The 21,325-nt window shown below is 51.4% G+C and carries 30 protein-coding genes and 1 tRNA gene; 14 read left to right on the top strand and 17 right to left on the bottom strand.

Features of this window, described 5'->3' with window-relative positions:
* Positions 1-6: 6 nt before the first annotated feature.
* The 5 genes from MKQ70_RS05330 to MKQ70_RS05310 are packed head-to-tail and all read left to right on the top strand — an operon-like array spanning position 7 to position 3,141.
* Positions 7-573: an ABC transporter permease gene (locus MKQ70_RS05330; protein ID WP_248068909.1), complete on the top strand. Its 567-nt coding sequence runs from the start codon at positions 7-9 to the stop codon at positions 571-573.
* Positions 560-1,732: an ABC transporter permease gene (locus MKQ70_RS05325; protein WP_248068907.1), complete on the top strand. Its 1,173-nt coding sequence runs from the start codon at positions 560-562 to the stop codon at positions 1,730-1,732. The genes MKQ70_RS05330 and MKQ70_RS05325 overlap by 14 nt, the downstream gene beginning before the upstream one ends.
* A 9-nt stretch (positions 1,733-1,741) precedes the next feature.
* A complete protein-coding gene (locus MKQ70_RS05320; protein ID WP_248068905.1) occupies positions 1,742-2,020 on the top strand; it encodes a glutamate racemase in 279 nt (92 codons plus the stop codon).
* Between the two features lie 21 nt (positions 2,021-2,041).
* On the top strand, positions 2,042-2,638 hold the full coding sequence (locus MKQ70_RS05315; RefSeq protein ID WP_248068902.1) for a glutamate racemase: 597 nt from the start codon (positions 2,042-2,044) through the stop codon (positions 2,636-2,638).
* Complete coding sequence (locus MKQ70_RS05310) at positions 2,608-3,141, top strand: ferritin (protein WP_248068900.1); 534 nt, start codon at positions 2,608-2,610, stop codon at positions 3,139-3,141. Before MKQ70_RS05315 ends, MKQ70_RS05310 begins: the two co-directional genes overlap by 31 nt.
* Positions 3,142-3,774: 633 nt before the next feature.
* On the opposite strand, the gene MKQ70_RS37735 is transcribed toward MKQ70_RS05310, so the two are convergent.
* Both MKQ70_RS37735 and MKQ70_RS05305 read right to left on the bottom strand, forming a co-directional pair.
* Complete coding sequence (locus MKQ70_RS37735; protein ID WP_282456234.1) at positions 3,775-4,110, bottom strand: 3-keto-disaccharide hydrolase; 336 nt, start codon at positions 4,108-4,110, stop codon at positions 3,775-3,777.
* Positions 4,011-4,577 carry a 3-keto-disaccharide hydrolase gene (locus MKQ70_RS05305; RefSeq protein WP_282456233.1) on the bottom strand — a complete coding sequence of 189 codons (567 nt, stop codon included), beginning with the start codon at positions 4,575-4,577 and terminating at the stop codon, positions 4,011-4,013. The genes MKQ70_RS37735 and MKQ70_RS05305 overlap by 100 nt, the downstream gene beginning before the upstream one ends.
* A 41-nt stretch (positions 4,578-4,618) precedes the next feature.
* Between MKQ70_RS05305 and MKQ70_RS05300 the strand changes: the two genes are divergently transcribed.
* On the top strand, positions 4,619-4,963 hold the full coding sequence (locus tag MKQ70_RS05300; protein WP_248068898.1) for a DUF1801 domain-containing protein: 345 nt from the start codon (positions 4,619-4,621) through the stop codon (positions 4,961-4,963).
* Positions 4,964-5,025: 62 nt separating this feature from the next.
* Positions 5,026-5,436 (top strand): DUF6841 family protein, encoded by a 411-nt coding sequence (locus tag MKQ70_RS05295; RefSeq protein WP_248068896.1) that lies wholly within the window; start codon positions 5,026-5,028, stop codon positions 5,434-5,436.
* On the opposite strand, the gene MKQ70_RS05290 is transcribed toward MKQ70_RS05295, so the two are convergent.
* Entirely contained in the window at positions 5,431-5,892 is a 462-nt protein-coding gene (locus MKQ70_RS05290) for an SRPBCC family protein (RefSeq protein WP_308198936.1), read from the bottom strand. The two genes, MKQ70_RS05295 and MKQ70_RS05290, sit on opposite strands and share 6 nt — an antisense overlap.
* Here MKQ70_RS05290 and MKQ70_RS05285 point away from each other — a divergent pair.
* From MKQ70_RS05285 to MKQ70_RS05270, 4 genes are all read left to right on the top strand, one after another.
* Positions 5,882-6,199: a hypothetical protein gene (locus MKQ70_RS05285; protein ID WP_248068892.1), complete on the top strand. Its 318-nt coding sequence runs from the start codon at positions 5,882-5,884 to the stop codon at positions 6,197-6,199. The two genes, MKQ70_RS05290 and MKQ70_RS05285, sit on opposite strands and share 11 nt — an antisense overlap.
* Before the next feature lie 378 nt (positions 6,200-6,577).
* Entirely contained in the window at positions 6,578-7,465 is an 888-nt protein-coding gene (locus tag MKQ70_RS05280; RefSeq protein WP_308199416.1) for an FAD-dependent oxidoreductase, read from the top strand.
* Entirely contained in the window at positions 7,422-7,817 is a 396-nt protein-coding gene (locus MKQ70_RS05275; RefSeq protein WP_248068888.1) for an FAD-dependent oxidoreductase, read from the top strand. Before MKQ70_RS05280 ends, MKQ70_RS05275 begins: the two co-directional genes overlap by 44 nt.
* Complete coding sequence (locus tag MKQ70_RS05270; protein ID WP_248068886.1) at positions 7,715-8,230, top strand: FAD-dependent oxidoreductase; 516 nt, start codon at positions 7,715-7,717, stop codon at positions 8,228-8,230. The genes MKQ70_RS05275 and MKQ70_RS05270 overlap by 103 nt, the downstream gene beginning before the upstream one ends.
* A 33-nt stretch (positions 8,231-8,263) precedes the next feature.
* Here the strand turns inward: MKQ70_RS05270 and MKQ70_RS05265 are convergent, their stop codons facing one another.
* The 4 genes from MKQ70_RS05265 to MKQ70_RS05250 form a co-directional block, all read right to left on the bottom strand.
* The gene (locus MKQ70_RS05265; protein WP_248068884.1) at positions 8,264-8,611 is read right to left on the bottom strand and encodes a hypothetical protein; all 348 of its coding nucleotides are present in this window, start codon (positions 8,609-8,611) and stop codon (positions 8,264-8,266) included.
* Positions 8,563-9,321 (bottom strand): hypothetical protein, encoded by a 759-nt coding sequence (locus MKQ70_RS05260; RefSeq protein WP_248068881.1) that lies wholly within the window; start codon positions 9,319-9,321, stop codon positions 8,563-8,565. Before MKQ70_RS05260 ends, MKQ70_RS05265 begins: the two co-directional genes overlap by 49 nt.
* 59 nt (positions 9,322-9,380) lie before the next feature.
* On the bottom strand, positions 9,381-10,220 hold the full coding sequence (locus tag MKQ70_RS05255; protein WP_248068878.1) for a LamG domain-containing protein: 840 nt from the start codon (positions 10,218-10,220) through the stop codon (positions 9,381-9,383).
* Between the two features lie 177 nt (positions 10,221-10,397).
* Positions 10,398-13,079, bottom strand: coding sequence for an alpha-L-rhamnosidase-related protein (locus MKQ70_RS05250; RefSeq protein WP_248068875.1), 2,682 nt, complete (start codon positions 13,077-13,079; stop codon positions 10,398-10,400).
* A 26-nt stretch (positions 13,080-13,105) separates the two neighbouring features.
* Between MKQ70_RS05250 and MKQ70_RS05245 the strand changes: the two genes are divergently transcribed.
* Both MKQ70_RS05245 and MKQ70_RS05240 read left to right on the top strand, forming a co-directional pair.
* On the top strand, positions 13,106-13,696 hold the full coding sequence (locus MKQ70_RS05245) for a Crp/Fnr family transcriptional regulator (protein WP_248068871.1): 591 nt from the start codon (positions 13,106-13,108) through the stop codon (positions 13,694-13,696).
* Positions 13,697-13,748: 52 nt separating this feature from the next.
* A complete protein-coding gene (locus tag MKQ70_RS05240; protein ID WP_248068869.1) occupies positions 13,749-14,234 on the top strand; it encodes a TetR/AcrR family transcriptional regulator in 486 nt (161 codons plus the stop codon).
* 126 nt (positions 14,235-14,360) lie between these two features.
* Here MKQ70_RS05240 and MKQ70_RS05235 read toward each other — a convergent pair whose 3' ends face one another.
* The 8 genes from MKQ70_RS05235 to MKQ70_RS05200 all read right to left on the bottom strand — a co-directional run bounded on the left by MKQ70_RS05235 (position 14,361) and on the right by MKQ70_RS05200 (position 19,685).
* Positions 14,361-14,954 carry an NAD(P)-dependent oxidoreductase gene (locus MKQ70_RS05235; protein WP_248068867.1) on the bottom strand — a complete coding sequence of 198 codons (594 nt, stop codon included), beginning with the start codon at positions 14,952-14,954 and terminating at the stop codon, positions 14,361-14,363.
* A 117-nt stretch (positions 14,955-15,071) separates the two neighbouring features.
* Complete coding sequence (locus tag MKQ70_RS05230; RefSeq protein ID WP_248068865.1) at positions 15,072-15,527, bottom strand: SRPBCC family protein; 456 nt, start codon at positions 15,525-15,527, stop codon at positions 15,072-15,074.
* Between the two features lie 52 nt (positions 15,528-15,579).
* Complete coding sequence (locus tag MKQ70_RS05225; RefSeq protein WP_248068864.1) at positions 15,580-16,482, bottom strand: helix-turn-helix transcriptional regulator; 903 nt, start codon at positions 16,480-16,482, stop codon at positions 15,580-15,582.
* 8 nt (positions 16,483-16,490) lie between these two features.
* The gene (locus tag MKQ70_RS05220) at positions 16,491-16,901 is read right to left on the bottom strand and encodes a hypothetical protein (RefSeq protein WP_248068862.1); all 411 of its coding nucleotides are present in this window, start codon (positions 16,899-16,901) and stop codon (positions 16,491-16,493) included.
* A 34-nt stretch (positions 16,902-16,935) separates the two neighbouring features.
* Positions 16,936-17,835 carry a cation diffusion facilitator family transporter gene (locus MKQ70_RS05215; RefSeq protein WP_248068860.1) on the bottom strand — a complete coding sequence of 300 codons (900 nt, stop codon included), beginning with the start codon at positions 17,833-17,835 and terminating at the stop codon, positions 16,936-16,938.
* A gap of 12 nt (positions 17,836-17,847) precedes the next feature.
* Positions 17,848-18,510 (bottom strand): ferredoxin reductase domain-containing protein, encoded by a 663-nt coding sequence (locus tag MKQ70_RS05210; protein ID WP_248068858.1) that lies wholly within the window; start codon positions 18,508-18,510, stop codon positions 17,848-17,850.
* Positions 18,511-18,570: 60 nt separating this feature from the next.
* Positions 18,571-19,407 carry a helix-turn-helix domain-containing protein gene (locus tag MKQ70_RS05205; protein ID WP_248068857.1) on the bottom strand — a complete coding sequence of 279 codons (837 nt, stop codon included), beginning with the start codon at positions 19,405-19,407 and terminating at the stop codon, positions 18,571-18,573.
* Positions 19,407-19,685 (bottom strand): DUF2185 domain-containing protein, encoded by a 279-nt coding sequence (locus tag MKQ70_RS05200; protein ID WP_248068854.1) that lies wholly within the window; start codon positions 19,683-19,685, stop codon positions 19,407-19,409. The genes MKQ70_RS05205 and MKQ70_RS05200 overlap by 1 nt, the downstream gene beginning before the upstream one ends.
* A 211-nt stretch (positions 19,686-19,896) precedes the next feature.
* On the opposite strand from MKQ70_RS05200, the gene MKQ70_RS05195 reads away from it, so the two are divergent.
* Positions 19,897-19,969, top strand: a tRNA-Lys gene (locus MKQ70_RS05195).
* A 41-nt stretch (positions 19,970-20,010) separates the two neighbouring features.
* Here MKQ70_RS05195 and MKQ70_RS05190 read toward each other — a convergent pair.
* Positions 20,011-20,394, bottom strand: coding sequence for a DUF3037 domain-containing protein (locus MKQ70_RS05190; RefSeq protein WP_248068852.1), 384 nt, complete (start codon positions 20,392-20,394; stop codon positions 20,011-20,013).
* A complete protein-coding gene (locus MKQ70_RS05185) occupies positions 20,372-21,169 on the bottom strand; it encodes a HipA family kinase (RefSeq protein ID WP_248068850.1) in 798 nt (265 codons plus the stop codon). Before MKQ70_RS05185 ends, MKQ70_RS05190 begins: the two co-directional genes overlap by 23 nt.
* Positions 21,170-21,325 lie beyond the last annotated feature (156 nt).

Here is a 21,325-nt window from a genome sequence, read left to right as displayed (position 1 = left end):
ATCATCATGGTAGCCGTATTACTGTTGAACATGGAGTGGAAAGACGGTTGCATGCCCGAACTGCAAAGGATCGCCGGCAACAGTGCGGGGGTGGTTATTGCCGGTAAAACGCTGGCGCACTTAAGCGTTTCATGGATCAATTTCCTACTGATGGCGGGCGTTATCTTTCCGATTTTCGGACTCAACCGCACGGGTACTACGATTAACCTGTTTATCCTCTTTAATGTTTTAGCACTGGCCTGTATCGGCATCGGGCTCATGATATCCGCCATCGTGAAAGATGTAATGCTGGCCTGTGATATTGCACTATTCTATACCTCGCCGGCCTTTGTGTTCAGCGGCTTCACGTTTCCACGGTGGGCTATGCCCTGGTACGATCAGTATTACGCGAACATCATGCCCTACACCTTTTTCCTGGACGCGTTCTTCAAGATTCACTTTATGCAACTGCCACTCAAATACGCATTTCCGGAAATAATACGGCTGCTGCTTTTTATAGGCTTCACTTTCTTCATCGCGGTATTCTTTTTAAGGATACAGTTTAAACGAAAACCCGCCTATGCCGTTCGCTAATATATTGCTACGCGAAGTAAAGATGGTGACCAAAGATCACAGCCTGCTGCTCACGCTGCTGATCGCCCCGTTGCTGTACGCCTTTTTCTATGGGAGTATTTATTCCAACAAGGAGGAAGAAAAAGTACCGCTGTCGGTAGTAGACGACGACCATAGCAAGCTTTCACGCCAATTGACGGAACAGATCGGCCGTACACAGATGGCGGAAGTGCGGTACGTCGCCAGCCTGCAGGAAGCGGAGGAAGACGTAAAACGTGGTACCAGCCAGGGGTTTCTTTATATCGAAAAAGGACTGGAAAGAAAGATACTTTCGTTGCAACAGGCCAATATGGTGGTGGGACTAAACGCCGCGCGTTTCCTGCCCTCCAGCGATCTGCTGGGTGCTATTACCCAGGTAGGACTCACTGCCGGTGCGGGGGTAAGGCTCAAATATGCGCAGATGCAGGGCCTCAATAACGACATGGCCATGCAGGAAACGCAACCGGTAATGCTTGATTACCGGCCCCTGTTCAATGAAAAATCCAGTTATGGCAGCTTCCTGTTGCCGGGCTTACTGGCTTTGATTCTGCAGCAAACCTTATTACTCGGATTGAGTGGCGGCGCATCGGCGGAGAGACAAAAAAACGGTATTGCTGCATGGATACAACTATCCAACTACAACCCCTCGACAGCCCTATGGGGCAAAGGCTTATTTTATGTATTGCTGTTTGCCACCTACGCCTTCTTTTTCCTGAACGTGAACTTCAATATACTGCACCTGGAGATGCGCGGCAGCGGCTGGCAACTATCGCTGGTCATGTTGCTCTTTATACTTAGCCTTATCCCGATGGGCATCGTGATCGGACTGGCATTCCGCTCGCAGTTGCTTTGCACGCAGGTGATGGCATTTTCTACGTATCCTTTCTTCCTCGTGACCGGTTATACCTGGCCGCTCGAGAAGCTGCCGGCAGCCCTGCAGTGGTTTTCCATGTTGCTGCCCACCACCCCTTTCCTGCAGTTATACCAGGGCATTGTACAGCAGGGCGCGGGCATTGCAGACCGGCCGGGCGCGCTGTTTCACCTCTGCGCGTTGTGGGCATTTTATACCATTATCTGCTTATGGAGACTGACGCGCCTTACGGTAATTAATGATAAAGCCGTAACTTTCCATCAAGGATAACACAGAAAGATGCACACACCAGGACCGATTGGCGTTTTCGACTCAGGATATGGCGGTTTAACCGTAATGAAAGAACTGGTTAATAAACTGCCGCAGTACGACTACATTTATCTCGGCGACAATGCCCGCGCACCGTACGGCACACGCTCGTTCGATACCGTTTACCACTACACGCTCGAATGCGTACAGCACCTGTTCGATATGGGCTGCCGGCTGGTAGTACTCGCCTGTAACACGGTCTGCCAAAGCGTTACGCAGCATCCAGCAGAACGATTTACCCCGCATTGACCCGGACAGAAGGGTATTAGGGTGATTCGTCCAACAACAGAAGTAGTAGGCGACTACAGCCGGAGCCGCAAGGTAGGTGTGATGGGTACTGCCGGAACCATCGCGTCCGAATCTTACCCGATAGAAATTGCCAGGTTCTTCCCGGATATAACGGTGTTGCAGCAAGCCTGTCCCATGTGGGTACCGCTGGTGGAAAACAACGAATGGAACGATGCGGGCGCGGACTATTTCATCCGCAAATACATCGGCCAGCTGTTATCCCGCGAACCGGCCATAGACACGATCGTACTGGGTTGCACCCACTACCCGCTGCTCATCAACAAAATAAAACGATACGTACCCGAAGGCATGACGATTTTATCACAGGGGAGTATTGTGGCCGATAGCCTGGTTGACTACCTGCAGCGCCACCCGGAGATAGAAGGCGTATGCAGCCGGGGCGGTTCACGCGTTTTTTACACCACGGATGCGCCGGAAGGTTTTGACAAACAGGCTTCTATTTTCTTTGACGCCCCGGTGGCCGCTAAACACCGGCATTATAATGTTGCAAAACCGTATATTTACTTAACTAACAACCGCTTATACTTATGCTTAGCAAAACTTTACAAGAAGCGCTGAACAAACAGCTGGCGCTGGAAGCAGCTTCCTCCCAGGCATATCTCGCCATGCATTCATGGGCCGATATTCAACCTGGCTTGCAGGGTGTGGCCGACTTCTTCGATAAACAGTCTGAAGAAGAGCGCGTACACATGCTGAAACTGTTGAAGTATATCAATGAACGTGGTGGTTTTGCAGTAGTACCTGCGCTGGAGCAGCCCATTATCACTTTCCAGTCGCTGAAGCGCGTGTTCGAAGAATTCCTGCGCCATGAATTGCAGGTATCCGAGAGCATCAACGACCTGGTAGACATGGCCCTGAAAGAAAAGGACTATGCGACCTATAACTTCCTGCAATGGTACGTTTCTGAACAGATCGAGGAAGAAAGACTGGCCCGCACACTGAACGATAAACTGGAACTGATCGGCGAAGACAAGAGCGGTCTTTACCTGTTCGATCGCGACATCATGTTCTACCGCAACCAGCAGAGCGGCAGCGGAGGAAAAGGCAAAGGTGGACACTAATTCCTTAAAATAATGGAGCCGCGTAAAAGTACGCGGCTCTAATATGCTTCTCCCCGTTTGTAAATGAATTAGTCAACGCACTGCGGGGATGACCTTGAAAGGCCCTGTTAATAACCAAAAACGCAATTCGCACGATTGACGCGGATTGCATTGTACTTTTACTGTGAATAGCGGTAAGCCGTAAAAGCACGTATCCACTTATCCAATCTTAATGCCACTTCCCTACCTGCTGATTTCCAACACTTAACATCACTTTTTCATGTTCGCCCCCGTACGTTTCCGGGTCATCTTGTGCGATTCCGGACAATTCATCACACCAGCCTTCCATTTCGTCAAAGGACCAGCCTGCCCCCGGGTAGACTTAGGAAGGGTAAAGGGCCGGGGTGCATGGTGCAGTGATGGTTCAGTGATGGTTCAGTGACGGTTCAGTAAGGGTGCAATGTTATATGATCCTTACTGGATCCTTCGCTGATCCTTCGCTCATCCTACGTTAAAACCGCTACCACGGCCGATTGAACGGTGGATGAGCGAAGGATCAGCGAAAGATGGTCTTAGGATGGTCTTACGATCCCATTAACAAATAGCGCCGGGCTGCTGTCAGCAACCCGGCGCTATCGCTTTATAATCAACACTTTACTTCTTATACCGCTTACTGAGATCCAGCAATTCCACATTCCGGAAATCCACCGGCTGTCCTTCACTCTGCAAGGCAATAAACCCTTTATCCAGGATCTTTCCGTCTTTGAACTCTTTGGGGTCGTAACGATTGGCAACGTCTCCGCCGATCTGCGGTTTGGAGTACTGCATAACGGTATCTCCGTTAATGATGTGCGTAATGAGGGAGTCGCCGAGTACGATCAGTTCCGCTTTCACCCATTGGTCGCCGTCATAGGTTTTGGAAGTGGAATTGATGCAATGGCGGGTATCAAGTTTGCCCTCGTATACGATATGCGTGCCGGGAGAGCACATGTTACCGGTGGTGCGCTCTTTACCGTCGCCCAGGCCCCCAGGAACTGCATTTCGATGGAAATAGGCCAGTCCTGCTCTTTGGGCATGGTACGCGGGTCCTGCGAATGATACATGACGCCGCTGTTGCGCAGGGTGTAACTGGGTGCGCCGCGATGCAATTCACCCACGAAGCGGTACTCCATCTTCAGGTGGTAGTAAGAAAAAGGCGTTTTGTAATAGAGGTGGCCAAACTGGTCGTTGAACTCGCCGTACTGGTCGTACCGCACCTTGATAATACCGTCTTCTACCCGGAAGGTTTGCCCGAAGTTCTCATTCACTTCATGATGCTGGATTTTCACGAACCAGTCATTGATATCTTTCCCATTGAATAACTTAACCCACCGCTCCGACGCTGTGCCAGGCTGCTTTTGCGTGCGGCAACCGGTAAAAAGGCCCAGCAGGCAAAGGGCATAAACGGCATATTTCATAACTTGTGCTTATACGGTTGTTGAACTTACAAGATATAACAATGCGCGAAATCGATCAATATTTCCTCCAACGCCCTGAACCGGAAAAAAGCTGCCTGCTGGCGCTACGCAGCTACATCCTGCAATTCGACGTCCATTTACAGGAGGCCTGGAAGTACCGGATGCCCTTCTTTTGTTACGACCAAAAGATGTGTTGTTACCTCTGGACACACAAGAAATATGGTCAGCCTTACCTGGGACTGGTAGAAGGTAAATTGATCCATCACCCCGACTTGTTGCCCGAGAAACGCGCGCGGATGAAGATCCTCCTCTTCGACCCCGAAGCCGACCTTCCGATAGATACCATTAACGATGTACTGTCCCAAATGATAAAAATCTACCAATAGCCGCGTCCGGCGGGCTTATAGCTGGCATCCGTTTTGGCACGTTCTACTCAAACGGATACATTATGACGGCGATACAGGAGTACTTTAACCAGTATGCCAGGCTTTCCACGAGCGGAGCATATGGCGATCTGACCGCGTTTTACGCGCCCAGCTTCATTGCGGCCGGTCCCAATGGCAACCAGGTATATAAAAACGACGAAAGATTCGTGGAGTGGCTGGGACAAGTGCACCAGTTTAACCTCAGAACCGGCCTCTCCGATATGACGGTTCTAAACGTATCCAGCGAGGCGATCAGCAAAAGTTATACGATGGCGAAAGTAACCTGGTCGGCCAGCTATAAAAAGCCGGGCACAGCGAACATCGTGTTCGACATGCACTACCTGCTGTACCACCCCACCCGCGAGGCGCAGATCGTGATGTATATTGCGCATGAAGACCAGGAACAGGTGATGAAAGAAAAGGGCCTGTTATAATTGTACGATATGCTGTTCCGACAGCTCCTTGATTTTCGGCAGCGACTTGCTCCAGGCTACCACGGCCCCGGGAAAACAGGCGATATGGTCCTCCGAATCGGCAAAGTCTCCCACTGAAACAGATAAACGCGTTCCACAGTCGATCTCCTCCAGCTTGTAAGTAATATCTTCCTGTTTATCTTCTTCCGTTTTAAAACTGAAACTAAGTAACGAAGGAGGATTGGAAATGAACACGCGGCCTTCCGCGCCGGCTACCTCGTTTGCCAGCAACCATTGCACCGGGCCACCGGTTTTCCATTCCGATTTGAGCTCCACGACTTCCGGCCACCATTCATGAATCCATTGCAGGTTAAGTTCCGGATGCGTGAGCACTTCCCAGACAATGGCCGGGGAGCTTGTATCTCTACAGACTGATCGACAAAAAGTTTCTCCATATTCAGGGGTATTGAACGGCACCGGTCAGTTTACCTTATTGATCTCCACCGGCAGCACTACATTAAAAATACCCAAAAACGGGCTAAGTTTCGCCTTGCTCCGTCCGTGGCCGCCCAATGCACCCACATTGTACAACTGTTCCGCCGCGCGTACCGGCCTGTTGTCGCGCCTCTGCCGGGTAACACCTGCAGCTGTCCGGCTGTCCGTTAACAGCGAACGTGGGCTGATCGGCTATTTGCCGGCGGCGGCGCCTATGCGCAACGTGACCACCAGTATGAGGGAATTTTTCCCCGATGAGTACCTTTCACTGATTAACCGCCAGCGTTAGTAACAGCGTTAACGGCAGCATCCAGGCCAATAGAATAAGCGGCTGCACCATTCATTGTATAACCATTAAAGCAAAACCGCAGGGCAAGGCCGCATATCAGCCAGCGCATAACTTCCATGGGCTGAGATATTAGCGGCACAGGTATTGTAATGATAGAACGCCTAAGTGAACAGGCCTTACTGAAAGTAGTAATCCATTATGTATGTTCATCGTGTTATCATTAACGAATGTTTTTATAAAGTCGGGAGCAATTCCCTATATTTAAACCAACAAATGGTAAACAATCAACATTAGCCTCAAAAAATCGTTCGCAGAATACCGTTTAAAGCAAATTAGGACAGTCTTTAAAGAACAACTTGAAATGAGAAAAACGCTGCTATTGGCAGTCCTGGCTATTTTCCAACTTATCAGCCCAGGCTACAGCCATGCACATACCCCATCTCTATTGCCGGGTACGAAGCCGATATTATTATTTACGGCGGCACGCCGGCAGCCATCAGTGCCGCAGTGCAGGCCCGCCGCATGCGAAAGTCAGTGATCATTGTATCGCCGGATAAACATTTGGGCGGATTATCTTCCAATGGATTAGGCTTTACAGATACCGGTAATAAATCTACGATCGGTGGCATCGCCAGGGAGTTCTATCACCGTGTATACAAACATTACCAGCAGCCGTCTGCATGGCCCTGGCAGGACCCGGACGATTATGGCAATATTGGTCAGGGTACCCCCGCGATGGATGGCAGGGAACGTACCATGTGGGTTTTTGAGCCTCATGTAGCCGAGCAGATCTTCGAAGACTTTATTAACGAATACCAGATACCCGTGTACCGGAATGAGTGGCTCGACCGCAAAAGCGGCGTGTCAAAAAATGCGGGCAGCATCACATCTATCCGAACCCTGAGCGGCAAAAAGTTTCTCGGTAAAATGTTTATCGACGCTACATACGAAGGAGACCTGATGGCCGCAGCCGGCGTGAGTTACCAGGTTGGCCGCGAAGCGTCTAAAGTATATAACGAAGAATGGAACGGTGTGCAGGTAGGCGTATTACACCATGGTCATTACTTTAAAAAAGCATCAGCGCGTACAAAATACCGGGAAAGCCGTCCAGTGGCGTATTACCTCGCGTATCCCCCGTTCCGCCCGGCCGGCGTGGCGATGGCGACAAACGCATCCAGGCCTATTGCTTCCGCCTTTGTCTTACCCAGAAAAAGAAAACCGCGTGGCCTTTACCAAACCACCGGGATACGATGCCTCGCAGTATGAATTGCTGTTACGTGTATTCAATACCGGCTGGCGCGAAACCTTTTCCAAGTTTGACCCGGTTCCTAACTATAAGACAGACGCCAATAACCACGGCCCTTTCAGCTTCGATAACATCGGTATGAATTACGATTACCCCGAAGCCGATTATGCCCGCCGCGCGGCGATCATTAAGGAACATGAGATTTACCAGAAAGGATTACTTTACTTCTGGCTAACGATCCGCGCGTACCGCGGGATGTACGGTATGAAATGGGCCGGTGGGGTTTGGCGAAAGATGAATTTACAGATAACGGCAACTGGCCCCATCAGCTTTACATCCGGGAAGCACGCCGGATGGTGGGCGCCGAAGTGATGACCGAACACGAAACACTTAGCAAACGCGCGGTGAAACAACCTATTGGAATGGGCTCCTACACACTGGATGCACACAACGTACAACGCTACATTACGAGCGACGGCTCCGTGCAAAACGAAGGCGACGTCGGCATTGGCACACCTCAGCCCTACCGCATTTCCTACGGCGCTATTGTACCGAAAAAACACGAATGCAATAACCTGCTGGTGCCGGTTTGCATCTCCGCCTCGCATATTGCCTACGGCTCTATCCGCATGGAGCCGGTGTTTATGATACTGGGCCAAAGCGCTGCCACTGCAGCGGTGCAGGCAATTGCGAGCAAACGCGCCGTACAGGATATCGATTACATCCGTTTAAGAGTGCGGCTGTTCGAAGATGGTCAGCGGCTGGAGCTTTCACAGGTATTATAAAAAACGCACGGAAGATGTTTCCGGGCGTTTTGTTTACCTAGTCGCTTTAATCTCCTCCATTTCCTTCTTCAATTGTTGATTCTCCTCTCCCAGTTTGATGACATACAGGGTAAGTTCCTCGATCTTCTGCAACAGCTTTTTATCCATTTCTGCCAATTCGATTCCCTCCTGCTTTACTTCTTCTGCCGAAGGCATTTCGGGTAGACGTTGATGCTCGCGGATGTACTTTGCTACATCTCCCAAAGATGGTAGCTGGTAAGCGTCTGCAAAAACGTAGTCGGGCCAGTTGGCGACTGTTTTCACTTTTACCTTTTCGGCGATCATGGTACCTGCTACGGCCAGCTTGTAGCCATGCGTGGTTTCCGTACCAATGCCCGGCAACCCGATTCATCGAATATCATCTTCTGTTGTGTGCCACCTGCCGGTACTTTGGTCATAAATACCAGCCGTCCTCCGGGGAGCGTAGGGTAGCCGCTGCTGATGCGGCTTTCGGTCCAGATACCGGCCAACTGGCGGTGAGCATCCTGTTGTGCTGTTGTATTGGTGAAATACAGGCCGCCAACGCGCGTACCGGCTGCAGCGCCGGTTACATTACGGGCTAACTCCAGCACCGGCTGTGCGGAAGAATGTATTGCCAGTACTTTATCACTGCCCGAGTAAGTGGGATAAGACGCCTGGTTCAGGTTAAAAAACGTGCCGGCATCCACTGTACCGATGCCCACATTACCACTGCGGTCCACCATCATTTTACAATCATCGGTATTGAAACCGTCACCGCCAATGTAAATTGGCATTGCACCACCTAAATTTTGGTAATAACCTTTCAGCCAGATGCCTACTTTGTCGTTGTAATCGTCACCGGATCCGGCAGACGAAAAGTAGTTCTTTCGCTGCAAACCCACTACCGCAGTGCCCTGGTGCTGGTTAGCCCCGGTATTGGTAAGCATCCATAATCCCTTTAAAAGATGCTGGGTCTGGATTTCCATGTCCTGAATCTGTACCCTGTCGGCGAACGTGGCGGACTGCAATTGACAAAACGCCGTAACGGCCAACAAACAGGCGCCGCCGGTTAACAAAACTTTCTTCATCATAGGTATTTTTAGAAGGATAAATATATCAAAAAAACGACCACAGGCGAATCAAAAAATTGTTAGTACGCTCTCGTACGGCCAATATAAATGTTACGCGCTTTCAGGTAAGTATTCGCTGTAGGGCCGGGCGTTCCGCTCGATCCCTCCATTTGCATATTGATGATCACATACAGTGGTTTGTTCACGAAATTCGCGTTGTGCTGCGCTTTCCACACACCATCAATGTAATAGTGAATCGCTACGTCGGTAGCGCTGGTCTTCGTGATCCACACGCGATAAGTATGCCACGCCGCTGGATTAGACACGGCCGTGATGGTACTGCTTACGTCAGCGGAGGTACGAAAAGTGTTCTGCCAGTTGTTGTTATTGCCTTTAAACTCCATGATATCACTTTCAGGCGGCCAGCTGTTTACACCGGTAAGCCAGAACGCGGGCCAGGAGCCTAATACAGACGGCGCCTGGAAGTCGCACTTCACTTCCCAGTTAGGGAACTGGTCGTTAATCACCACGTGTTCCTTCGTATTCACCGCGCCGGAATGGTACTTAATCGCATAATAAGGTGTAGAAGTACTGTTGCCTTCATTCCAGGTGATTTTCGTCGCCAGGATATTCAGCTCATTGTTGGATAAATAAACGTGATTGTGATCGGTAGCACTGGCATACATGCGCGCGCTGCCGTTATGGTCGGAGCCCCAGGGATACAGGTAGTTCCATTTCGCTTCAAACGCCGTGTAACTGGCAAACGAAGTGGCGTCCAGTACTGTTTCCCAGGTGGCAGCCGCTATTGCTGCCTGTTGCTGGTCTTGTAAGCTCAGTTTTTCTACAGGACGAACGTCTTTCTTACAGGACGATAAAAACAATGCTATAAAAGCAGGTAAAATTCGAAAAAACAGTTTCATAAAGTGGGTTTTGGAATTGAACAATGCGGGTTTACGTAAATGCCTGTGGCCGTGGAATCGATCTGGATTTTGCTTACTTAAGATAGGCAATATAATTGTTTAAATGACATTTATTTTAAAGCTGCTATTCCATCGCACCCGATGCATAAAAAAGGCGGCTAATCTAGCCGCCTCTATCTATTGTTGAATTTGTTGTTGCCCGGAGACCAGTTTGATTGTCTTCCCCTTCCAGCTGAATTCGCCGGTTACCCCCGGCGGTAAGGTCACATTGCCGGTGATACCCGCCACGCCTTTTCGTTGCAGCGCCACGGTTATCATTCCCGCTGGATGTGGCATGCTGCCTTTCACCTCGGTTAGTTCACCCAGAGCAGGTGCAATACGCACCGTGGCAAAACCGGGGCTCCCCGGCATAATGCCGCAGATCGTAGCCAGGAAATCATAGTTAGGGCTTGCGCTCCAGGCGTGGCAATCCGAACGGGTGGGCTCTTCTTTCTCCGCAAAGGTAGTAAGACCCAGCGCCAGCATATCGCGCCAGGGCTTCAGCTGGCTGTAATACCGGTCCGCCATACCCGCCTTTTTCAGCGCGCGCATCAGGTAAAAGCGGTAATACGCCGTAGCCTGACTCATCGTACTATCGCTCATCAGCGTCAGCAGCACCTTCTGCTCCTTGTTTGTAGGAATAGCGCCCGCCAGTACGGCAATAATGCCCGCATGCTGGCTATATGTCTGCTGCTCCGGCGTATTAGCCATCGCATTACGCGCCACATTAAAGCAGGCGGCATACGTCGCCCTGTTAAGCGCCGCCGCCTGTGACCGGGCTTTCGCCGCGGCCGCCGGCTGACCATAAGCTGCGTACAGATCCGCAGCCTGCTGCAACGTGTAGGCGTAATGCAGGCTCAATATCGAACTGTTGCCATCGGTAGCGCCATCCGGCGTACCGTTCGGGAACGCGGCATTCCAGTCCGTGAAGTTCCACCACTTCATGGGGCCAAGCATTTGTTTCTTTGTATCGAGATGGCGCTGGTACCAGTCCAGTACGCCGGTCATTGCCGTAAGGTATTGCCGTACGAACTGATCGTCCTTACGGTGCATCCAGTAATCATGCAGCATTGACACCCAGAACAGCGAAAACGGCGGTATCACCTGTAAACGGTTGCTGGGATAACGGCCCTGGGTAAGTCCTTCCGGTACGCGGGAGCAATAAAAGTCGTGAATAGCTTTGCGCATCAGGCGGTCGTCGCCCGCTACGTACAGGCTGATGAGGGCCTGTATACGCGTATCGCCTTCATATTGCAATTGTTCATAGTAAGGACAGTCGTAGTACGTTTCCCCGGCGCAAAGGCGTGCGGTGCGCCAGCCTACCGTCCAGATGTCCTGCAGGCTGGCATCGTTGGAAGTGAAAGAGGCTTTTGCTTCGAAGGGATAACCGGTGTACATGCCGCGAAGGTCGTGCAGCACTAAGGGCTGCGCACCAGTGGTGATGTCCAGTTGCAGGTAGCGGAAAGTCCGCAGCCATAATGGGCGGAACAAACGCTTATCGCCGCCGTCGGGTTGAAAAATATCATAGTTGCCCATGATCTCCATTCCTTCCAGCTGATCGCGATGCGCCTTCCTGAAATTATTATACAACGCCTCGGCGTACGTAAGCTGTATGCTGCTGCCCGCACCCTGGCTGACGAGCAGCTCCGGGTACGCGACGGTATTAAACGTCTGATCCAGTAAAATACGCACGGTTTTATTCGGCGCGATCGTCAGCGAAGACTTCCCCGATAAAAAGCCATCCGATACAGCCTCGCTGCTGCGGGCCACTTTCGGAATACGCTGGAGTGACTCCGCCATCAGCGGGATACTGCGTGGGACGAGCGTCCAGCGGTTATCGGTACCATAACCGGCTACCGGTGCGCCGCCCATACTTTTAGCGGCTTCCCAACTGTTATCGTTGTACGAAGTTTGCTCCCACCCCCAGGGGTACGCGGCACCATTTACCCGATCACCCGGCCCGATCACCATATACGAATGCAGGCGCGGGCCATTATCCTGCGAACAGGGAGTGTACGCCTTGTTATGCAGCACTTTCCAGGAAGCATTGGTATTAAGTATCTTCTCTGCTTCACCATTCCCCTGCAACACAAAACCGGTTTGATTAGACACCTGCGCCACCGGTGCATCTATCCCCATATTCCACACCAAAGCGGCAATTACATTGCGGCCGGATTGGAGGTAAGGTGCAATATCCACCGTTTCAAAATACCAGTTGTATAAATCGCCGCGTGCAGGTCCACTGCACACCGGTGTACCATTTACAAACAAACGGTAACGATTGTCTGCCGATACATTTACCACGAACGATGTGGGTTTCGACGGCAGCTCAAACGTTTTGCGGAAATGAAAAACGCCGTAATCGCGCACGGGCGCGGAAGCGCAATATATCCAGGCGGCGGGCCACTGGCCGTTAAGCAGGGCGGGATTTACCTGTTGCGCCCAGGCGGCGATACACCCTAACAGACAAAGGGCTGACGTGAATAACTTTTTCATGTGTGGTGCTAAATCTTTAAACATAACGTGTTCGTACCGGCGATACCGTAGGGCAAGCAACACACGTCCCACCAACACCTGGCCAGGGGCCATCAAACGATTATCGGGGGCCATATACCCCAAAATCTGCGCACATGACACGAGGAACAGGATGCGGCTGCAGGCCTTCACCGGCATAGCAGTAAGATACAAAACAGCAGTATAAAGTACCAATGAATGAGATACAAGAGCGGCATAACGCGGCCCGATATAGGCCAGGGATAACAATCCACGGGCACTCGCCAGCAGGAACAGGAAATCTGGTAAAACCGCAGTGCGCATCATTTAACATTTCCCTCTATATTCGCTGTATGACTACGGGTATTGACCTCCTGCGGGAAGCCATTAAAAAGTTCGCCGGCATGGACGATGCGGCGTTTGATCTCTCGCTGCCCTACTGGCAGGAGAAACACTATAAAAAGGGCGAGTTCTATAATGAGTACCGCAACGTATGCAAACACCTCGGTTTTATCCTGGACGGCGTGTTTCGCACCTATTACGTACACGCGGAAAATGCGGAGGAAAAGAACCTGCTCTTCTCCACCCGCGGACAAATCATCGTATCATACAAGAGTTTCCTGAACCAGCAGCCCTGTAATTACCACACCGAATCCATGACGGCCTCGTCGATCCTGTACATCCACATCACCGACCTGTACCAGTTATATGCACAGTCGAAGGAATGGGAGAAGTTCGGCCGCCTGGTAGCCGAAATGGCCTTTAACCTCATCATGGGACGCATGGAGGATTTCCTCTGGCAAACACCCGAAGAACGTTACCTGGAGCTAATGCGTCAACACCCGGATATCTTTAATGCCGTACCTTTGTACCATATTGCATCGTACCTGGGCATCCAGGGTCCTTCGCTCAGCCGCATCCGTAAACGTATGGCGGCCAAATAGCCTAATTGGAATTCCAGTTCCAATATGTTAATTTTAAAGAAAGAACGCAATTATGGTAAGAACGAAAAAGTTTGACGAGGATGCGGTGTTGGATAAAGCCGTAGAACTTTTCCGCCGGCAGGGTTACCAGGGTACCTCTCCGCGCGAACTTACCGAAACGCTCGGCATCAGCCGCTCCAGCCTGTACGATACGTATGGCGATAAACGTTCGCTGTTCATTAAAGTACTGAAACGTTACAAACGCAATTATGCCAGCAACCTGAAAGCTATAAAAGAACGCTCCGTAAACGCTTTACAGTCGATCCGCATTATTTTCCAGATGACGGTAGACGAATGTTTCGTGGATGCAGAGCCCAAAGGCTGTTTCCTCGTAAACGCGATCATTGAACTGGCGCCGCGCGAAACAGAATTGATCAACCTCGTCGCCGATTGCATGAAAGATCATGAAGTCGTGTTTTACCAATTGTTAAAGCAGGGGTTGAAGACCGGCAGATCCGCCGTATACCACACCTGCGTGCAGTCGCGCGTTACCTCGTGAATGCGCTGTACGGCATCAGCATATCTGTAAAAGCCGGCGCCGACAGGAAGCTATGTGCAGAAATCATTAAAAATACGCTGGCGCCACTTGTGCCATAAAAAAGGGAGCCGTTGTGGCTCCCTTTTTCTATTCACTTGCTACGAATGGCGCCCGTTTTATATAACGCTTGTCATCGAGTTGCGCGATCATAAAATCTGCCAGGGCAGCGGCATACACCTTCTTCCCCAAACAGTCCGTCTCACTCACTTTCAGCGCTCCTGTAATGTTGGCCTGCACGATAAATGGCAGGCGGATCAACGTCCAGTCGGCGTTACTTTTCGCCAGCAACCGATATTCCAATTGCTTACTGCGGATAATACCCGGGAACATGGCCTTCATCATTTTAGCACGCATCCGGGTGTAGAGCGATTTCTTATCACCCGGCACATTAATGCTGAGTCCCGTTACCGCGATATACCGCCGGATGCCGTGAGCTTCCATGGCGCGTAGGATGTTTGCCGTAGCCTTCTCAAATATGGGCGGTGCACCCTTCGGCTGGCCCAGCGTGCTGAGTACAGCCGTACAGCCGGTTAATACATCGTACACATCTTCATAACGGCATACATCGTGGCCGTTTTTACGTAATAACAAACGCGTGTTGACGCCCCTGTCTTCAAGCGACTTCACGAGAAACTGACCGGCTTTACCGGTTCCGCCGATCACGGCGATGGTATGTTGCATGGGAAATAATTCAATTGATATAATGAGAATAGCAGGTCATAAGCCACGGAGCGCGGCTTCACTTATATGAACTGGTATTTATCAATTGCGTTTAATACCTCAAACTTACAAAACCTTTTATACTTCTTCCGCCTGTTTTTTAATCTGCTCGAGGATAGCGCCCCAGCCGCCTTCCGCGGTGCTGTCGTCATAACGCTTTTGTCCCCCGGCCACTTTGTTGTAGTCGCCCTGCGTTACCGTAAGTGTGGTGGCGCCGTTCAGCTCGGCCAGGTCGTAGGTCACGGTCAGGTAGTTTTCCGGCACATCGGGAATCTCTTTGTTATTGGGATCTATTACAGTGTAAGAAAGATGTTGAAGCGGGCGTACCTGAACGATCTCTCCCTTTACGGCCGTGATCTCCGCACCATCGAACACACCTTTCCAGAGGATGGGCTGACCGGGCTGCCAGTCTGTTTCGGGTACACAGCCGAACATGTAGCGTTTGGTATGTTCCGGATTAACGAGCACATCCCATACCTGGGCGAGGTGCGCATGAATTTCGATCGTATTCGTGATTACCAGTGGAGTTTCCATGTTGATGATTTTAGGGCAATATTAGCAGGCTTCGGGCCAAAGTGATTGCGTTTTACGGATTATTTCTGACAGCGGCCGGCGTTTGCCCGAACCGTTTACGGAACATGTTGTTGAAATGTTGCGGGGTAGCGTATCCCAGCTCGAAAGAAATTTCGGCGGCTGTTTTCTGCGTGTCGAGCAAATAGCGATGTGCCAGGTGGAGGCGTTGCTCAGCGAGGTAGCCGAACACGGTTGTTTGGAAAGTTTCGCGGAATCCGCGCTTCAGTTTGTATTCATTCAACCCCACGCTGCGGGCAATCTGCGACAGGCTCGGGGGATCGGTTACTTTTTCGTTGATGAGGTCGCGCACGGCAATGATCTTTTCTTTGTCGGCCTTGCTTTTAAGAAACGGCTCTCCGCGCTGTGCAGCGGCATCGTACGCGTCGGCACAAAGAACAAGCAGCTCAATGCTTTTTGCCAGCATAAACATGCGTTTGAGGTCACCACCGTAGCGGCAGTGCAACACCTGGTCAATTACCTGCTGGATATTCGGGCTGATACTGCCCCAATGTTCGGACAGCATCACGTTTTTACCATCGGCCACCTGTTCGGCAAAGCGCTTCAGTGTATCACTGGCATGTTCGGTGTAGCGGATGAATTGTTCGCGCGGATATTGCACGCCAAAGGTTTCCACCTCCAGCGTTTTATTATGTACCGTAATGTCAAAATCTTTGGTGTACATCAGGTTATGATGACTGCCCACCAGGTCATAGGAAGTATGCAGCTGCGCGTAATCGAAACGATAATCGCCTTTGAGGCCGAAGTGCAGGCGCACCACGTCTTTTTCACTTTTACCGGCAAAGCTGGTGAGCGCCTGGAACACGGAACGGGAATGGCCCATTTCGATCCCGTCGAAGGCCCAGACCACGCCATTCATTTCGCCGTTTTCATGTTGACGGTGCAGCGTTGTTTCCATGCCCAAATTTATTCAAATATCTCGAGCTCGTCGCGCGTGAGCGCCTGAAACAGGTTTTGCAACTGGTGCACGTGCACAACCGGCCGGCCGTAAGGTTCGGCGCCCAGTACATCGCGCACAGGCTGAAACGCATCATTGCGGTACAGGATATGGAAACTGTCTTTGTGACTGTATTTGATCGAATATACTTCCTCGCTTTCGCCGTAAGCAGCATCGCCTTTCAGGAAACCGAAGCGACGGAGCAGGTACAGGTCCAGCAGCAAGGGATTCGCCTTTTCGGCGGGCAGTTTACTGAGCGGCAGGCTGGTATTGTAGATATAGCCTTCATAAATACCTTCCACCTGGAAAGCTGTTTCCTCCATGTTCCGGTCGTAATACCAGACGAAGTTACCGATGCGGATGTCTGACAGGTCTATCATTTGGTGAACAAAGATAGGTAAGTTGAGCGTTTTGCTAACAACTCACCAGCTGGCAGCCCTCTCCTTCCCTTTCTATTTCCAGGGTTGGATGCTGGATATTGGACGTGATCAGCACTTCCCGCGCCAGGCGCTTTACGTTGTACACCTGCGCCGGTGCAAGGTTTTTATCGACCACGAGATGCACTGTTAGCACATTCCGCTCACCGTCCATCGTCCAGGCATGCAGATCGTGCACACTCCTTACCCCGGGAAGGGATTGCAGCGCATTTGCAATACCATTTTCGTCGAAATGCTCCGGCACCGCCTGCAGGAAAATCTTTAACACTGATAAGATGTTACGGACCGCGTTGTACAAGATGAAAGCGGCTATGCCCAGCGACAGCAAAGGGTCTATCCAGTACCATTGCGTGAAATACATCACCACACCGCCTGCCAGTACGGCTATCCAGCCCAATACGTCTTCCACCAGGTGCAGCATCACCGCGCGCTGGTTCAGGGATGATTTCCCGCTTTTACGCAATCGTAACACCGCCAGCCCGTTGAAGGCCAGTCCGGCCACCGCGAGCCAAAGCACGCCCACCACTTTCACCGGTTCCGGATGAAAGAAACGCGGCACGGCTTCGAAAATGATCACGGTAGCGCCCACCACCGGGATAAGCGAGGTGATAAAAGCCGCTAATATAGAAAAGCGACGTTTGCCATAACTGAATATCCGGGTGCGGCCTTTGCCCGCCTGCTTTTCGAGCACCAGGGAAGCTGCAATCGCAGCGCTATCGCCCAGGTCATGTATCGAATCCGACAGGATAGCGACCGAATTGGTCAGCAACCCTCCCACAAACTCGACGACAGAAAAGCCGAGGTTCAGTGCGAAGGCAATGAGCAGGTTCTTTACCACCGGGTGCGCATGTGTGTGATTGCAATGTTCGTGTGCCATGTTAATTTGTTTTTATTTCCAGAAACCGTGTGCTCTAACGCGCCCGTTAAAGCCCTCCGCTTTAATTGTTTTTCTCAGGTTGATGCAGGAACGCATGTTGCCGGCGAGATATACCATACCACCAGTTGCCTGTTGGTTGCGCCACCATTGCAATAGTGCCGCTTCACTGGCTACCGGTGTTACATGCAGCTCCCGCAAATAAGATTCATGACCAGCCGCGTGAGCTTCCACGGCAATCTGCACCGGCTGGCCCGCTGCGAGCTGCCGCAATGCCGTGAAATGTCCCAGTGCGCTCAGGTCGCCCATGGCGAACATCGGCGTATCCAGCTCCGGCTTGTCCAGCGCTGATGCTACCCCCAGGTGTACAAGCGCATCGCCGGCCCTTAGCCGTCGCGCCCAGCGGCTACCGGGACCGTCATGTACCGCGTCCACAACCAGCGTACAGGTTTGCTTCGCGGCATTCCACATCGTGGGGGTATAATCGCGGTAGGCGCCTTCCGCGACTTTCACTTTCATATGTTGCGTGGTCGTCCATTTCGACATGGACATTTCGGGGAAATGCACTTCCAGTTCAAAGACGGTATCGGGCTGCCAGGACTTCACCGACAATATCCGGCCTTCCCTTGCAAAGGCGCTTTCGAGCAGGGATGTTGCGGCTTTCTTAATAATATTCATACTGCAAAGCAACGACAATCGTGTGCTCCGGGCAATGAACAAAAGGCTGTGAGTCTTGGACTAATCGCGGTGTTGTTGTCTGAATTGCTGCGGCGACAGGCCGGCGGTTTTGGAGAAGAGGCGGGTAAAATACGCAGGATCATCGTAACCCAGGGCGTAGGCGATTTCCTTCACGCTGTTATTGGTGTAATACAGCATGCGGCTGGCTTCGAGCACTACTTCGCGGTGGATCCAATAGCTGACGGGAAAGCCTGTTTCTGCTTTAACGGCTTCATTCAGGTAAGCCGGGGAGATATTAAAAGCGGCGGCGTAAGCGGCCGGGCTTTTCAGTGTTTTATAATCGCGGGCCAGCATTTTCCGGAACTGGCGGGTAATGCTGCGGAGCCTCGAGGGCGCGCTTTGTTCATTTTGATCCTGCGCGAGGTAAGCAGCGGCGAACTGACCGGTACAAACATCCGCAAAACTGCGTGTAACAGGCGAATCACCTTCGCGTTGAAAGAACTCCGCAAAGAGGCGGATAGATTCAGCCAGCAACCGGGCCGTAGTAGCATCGAGGGCTAGCGGTGGCAGCGACTGCGACTCTAAAATATTACGGCAATTTTCGCTCACCCATGACATATCCGCGGCAATCACCCATCCCTGCGCACGGCGCGAACTTAGCAGGCGGTGCACCTGTCCGGGCAATACACAAATAATGCTGGCACCCCGCACTTCCACGGTTTCAAAGTCGACCATGAAACGCGAATACCCTTTTAACTGCAGACCGAAGATATAATGCTCATCGCGGTGCGGATTGTAGGCGTTGGTTTCCCCGAAATCGGCGCTGTTCTCGATGGCAAGGCCATGTGCGGTAGTATCGCGGATGGAATGGACCGGAATGTTCGATTTCTTAGCCATCAGCCGCTGACAATGTCGAATTTATCGGTCCCCGGAACGCGTTCCAACTCAGTCCCTACCGGGAATTTGAGATAAGGAATAATGGCCGGATCGTAATTGGCAATCGTATTTACATCGTATATAGAAGAATTAGCGGCGTCATCGAGGTACTCCTGGGTTTCTGTGCCGGAGTAGAATTGCCAGCCGCTATCGATATCGTTGATTGGTTCGCCCCGGTACATGACCACGACGGGCTCCCCTTCTACTGTAACCTTGTCGGTTGCGATACAGCCGCCCATTGGGGGATCAGGTCAACGATCTCCTCCGCTTTCAATTTAAAATTTTTCTCTTTTCGCATGACCGGGTGTTTAAGTAGTGTATTCACCGAAAATACGATTATTGAGAGAAAAGAGGGAACGGGGCAGGATAATTTAACATAGTGGCGTGTGAGTAACCACCACTCCATTTTTGGAATTCAGCAGAAATTGCACTATTTTAAATATTACTTAAGACTTCGTAGCTCAGTTGGTAGAGCAGCTGACTCTTAATCAGCGGGCCCAGGGTTCGAGTCCCTGCGAGGTCACATAGATGCCTCAGGTCGTTACCAGACCTGAGGCATTGTTTTTATAGTACCAATTGCGCGTGCAGCCGCTCCAACGTCCCGTCGAGGTCATCCGTTAATCCCGGATGCACTTTAGACGATTGCACCACAGTACTCCGCGTCGCTGTCAGCCAGCGGAAGCGGGTAGGCATATCAAGGCGGGCGATGGGGCCGCCGGCAGGATCTCCGAGGCAAATGTTTTCTATGACGGACAGGTATTCTTTGAGCTCTATGCAATCTGTGTCAGGGCAAAACGCTTTCAGTTTTGCATCGTTCAGGAAGAACTTCGCCTTCAGGTATTTCTGTTTCTTGCAGTAAAGGATAATCCCGACATTGATAAATTCTTCACGTTCCACTCTTGGTACAACGCGAAGAACGGCGTACTCAAATAAGTGTTTTTCTTGCATTTTGTGCTTCGTTTAGAAATATTTCGGAAGAATTGATTCGGGTGAGCAGGAACTGCGTGTATACTTCGCGCCTTTCCTCCGGAGAGGCTTCGATGCCATTGCCGGTCAGCCATTCCTCCGGCACGAGCGCCACCACCTGCCGCACCAGTTCCGGTGTAAGGATCGCTTTGAACTCCGCATCTACCTGTGGCAGCTGCGATGCCCGGGCAAACAGCACATGGTCTTTTACCTGCACGAACGGTCTACGCGCCTGTTCCTCCCAATTGTCCCAGGAGTGATGAAAGTATAGCGAGGCGCCATGATCGATCAGCCACAATTCCCGGTTCCAGCTTAGCATATTGGTGTTGCGCGGGGTCCTGTCTACATTGGTGAGCAGGCAATCGAGCCACACGATCTGCGACGACAGGCGTTCGTCCAGCTTTGTTACCGCAGGATCGAAGGTGATTGCGCCAGACAGGTAGTGCAATGCCAGGTTCAGACCTTCGCTGGCACGCAGGAGGTCTTGAATCTCTTCATCCGGTTCGGTGCGGCCAAAAGAACTATCCAGGTGCGCGAACACAATTTCGGGCACTTTAAAGCCCAATGCGCGGGCCAGCTCCCCACCGATTAAATCTGCAATAAGCGCTTTAACCCCCTGTCCTGCCCCACTGAACTTCAATACATATAAGAAACCGTCGTCTGCTTCCACGATGGCAGGAAGCGATCCTCCTTCGCGCAGCGGCGTTACATAACGCACAACGTTTACGCTGCGGAGCGCGGGTATTTGTTTGGTCATAATTCCTCTCCTTTTTTACATCGCCAAAGGTGCAGCAGACAGACCGCCCACCTATAATCCTGCGAAATTTAGAGCAAGTTTTTGAAATAGCGCCGATTTTATGGAAAATTGCAGCTATAATATCTTAGCTGTAATAATAAAAAACATGCGCCTGAC

It is taken from the genome of Chitinophaga sedimenti (assembly GCF_023156195.1).
GTDB classification, from domain to species: domain Bacteria; phylum Bacteroidota; class Bacteroidia; order Chitinophagales; family Chitinophagaceae; genus Chitinophaga; species Chitinophaga sedimenti.
This window is presented reverse-complemented; position numbering and strand designations above follow the sequence as displayed.

Coding starts and splice junctions, on each gene's coding strand:
- MKQ70_RS05300 (WP_248068898.1), top strand. CDS start 4,619: ATGCGCGAAATCGATCAATATTTCCTCCAACGCCCTGAACCGGAAAAA.
- MKQ70_RS05330 (WP_248068909.1), top strand. CDS start 7: ATGGTAGCCGTATTACTGTTGAACATGGAGTGGAAAGACGGTTGCATG.
- MKQ70_RS05215 (WP_248068860.1), bottom strand. CDS start 17,835: ATGGCACACGAACATTGCAATCACACACATGCGCACCCGGTGGTAAAG.
- MKQ70_RS05310 (WP_248068900.1), top strand. CDS start 2,608: ATGCTTAGCAAAACTTTACAAGAAGCGCTGAACAAACAGCTGGCGCTG.
- MKQ70_RS05205 (WP_248068857.1), bottom strand. CDS start 19,407: ATGGCTAAGAAATCGAACATTCCGGTCCATTCCATCCGCGATACTACC.
- MKQ70_RS05235 (WP_248068867.1), bottom strand. CDS start 14,954: ATGCAACATACCATCGCCGTGATCGGCGGAACCGGTAAAGCCGGTCAG.
- MKQ70_RS05240 (WP_248068869.1), top strand. CDS start 13,749: ATGGTAAGAACGAAAAAGTTTGACGAGGATGCGGTGTTGGATAAAGCC.
- MKQ70_RS05210 (WP_248068858.1), bottom strand. CDS start 18,510: ATGAATATTATTAAGAAAGCCGCAACATCCCTGCTCGAAAGCGCCTTT.
- MKQ70_RS05320 (WP_248068905.1), top strand. CDS start 1,742: ATGCACACACCAGGACCGATTGGCGTTTTCGACTCAGGATATGGCGGT.
- MKQ70_RS05295 (WP_248068896.1), top strand. CDS start 5,026: ATGACGGCGATACAGGAGTACTTTAACCAGTATGCCAGGCTTTCCACG.
- MKQ70_RS05305 (WP_282456233.1), bottom strand. CDS start 4,577: ATGAAATATGCCGTTTATGCCCTTTGCCTGCTGGGCCTTTTTACCGGT.
- MKQ70_RS37735 (WP_282456234.1), bottom strand. CDS start 4,110: ATGTGCTCTCCCGGCACGCATATCGTATACGAGGGCAAACTTGATACC.
- MKQ70_RS05245 (WP_248068871.1), top strand. CDS start 13,106: ATGACTACGGGTATTGACCTCCTGCGGGAAGCCATTAAAAAGTTCGCC.
- MKQ70_RS05185 (WP_248068850.1), bottom strand. CDS start 21,169: ATGACCAAACAAATACCCGCGCTCCGCAGCGTAAACGTTGTGCGTTAT.
- MKQ70_RS05255 (WP_248068878.1), bottom strand. CDS start 10,220: ATGAAACTGTTTTTTCGAATTTTACCTGCTTTTATAGCATTGTTTTTA.
- MKQ70_RS05270 (WP_248068886.1), top strand. CDS start 7,715: ATGGGCCGGTGGGGTTTGGCGAAAGATGAATTTACAGATAACGGCAAC.
- MKQ70_RS05250 (WP_248068875.1), bottom strand. CDS start 13,079: ATGATGCGCACTGCGGTTTTACCAGATTTCCTGTTCCTGCTGGCGAGT.
- MKQ70_RS05200 (WP_248068854.1), bottom strand. CDS start 19,685: ATGGGCGGCTGTATCGCAACCGACAAGGTTACAGTAGAAGGGGAGCCC.
- MKQ70_RS05230 (WP_248068865.1), bottom strand. CDS start 15,527: ATGGAAACTCCACTGGTAATCACGAATACGATCGAAATTCATGCGCAC.
- MKQ70_RS05225 (WP_248068864.1), bottom strand. CDS start 16,482: ATGGAAACAACGCTGCACCGTCAACATGAAAACGGCGAAATGAATGGC.
- MKQ70_RS05325 (WP_248068907.1), top strand. CDS start 560: ATGCCGTTCGCTAATATATTGCTACGCGAAGTAAAGATGGTGACCAAA.
- MKQ70_RS05190 (WP_248068852.1), bottom strand. CDS start 20,394: ATGCAAGAAAAACACTTATTTGAGTACGCCGTTCTTCGCGTTGTACCA.
- MKQ70_RS05220 (WP_248068862.1), bottom strand. CDS start 16,901: ATGATAGACCTGTCAGACATCCGCATCGGTAACTTCGTCTGGTATTAC.
- MKQ70_RS05260 (WP_248068881.1), bottom strand. CDS start 9,321: ATGATGAAGAAAGTTTTGTTAACCGGCGGCGCCTGTTTGTTGGCCGTT.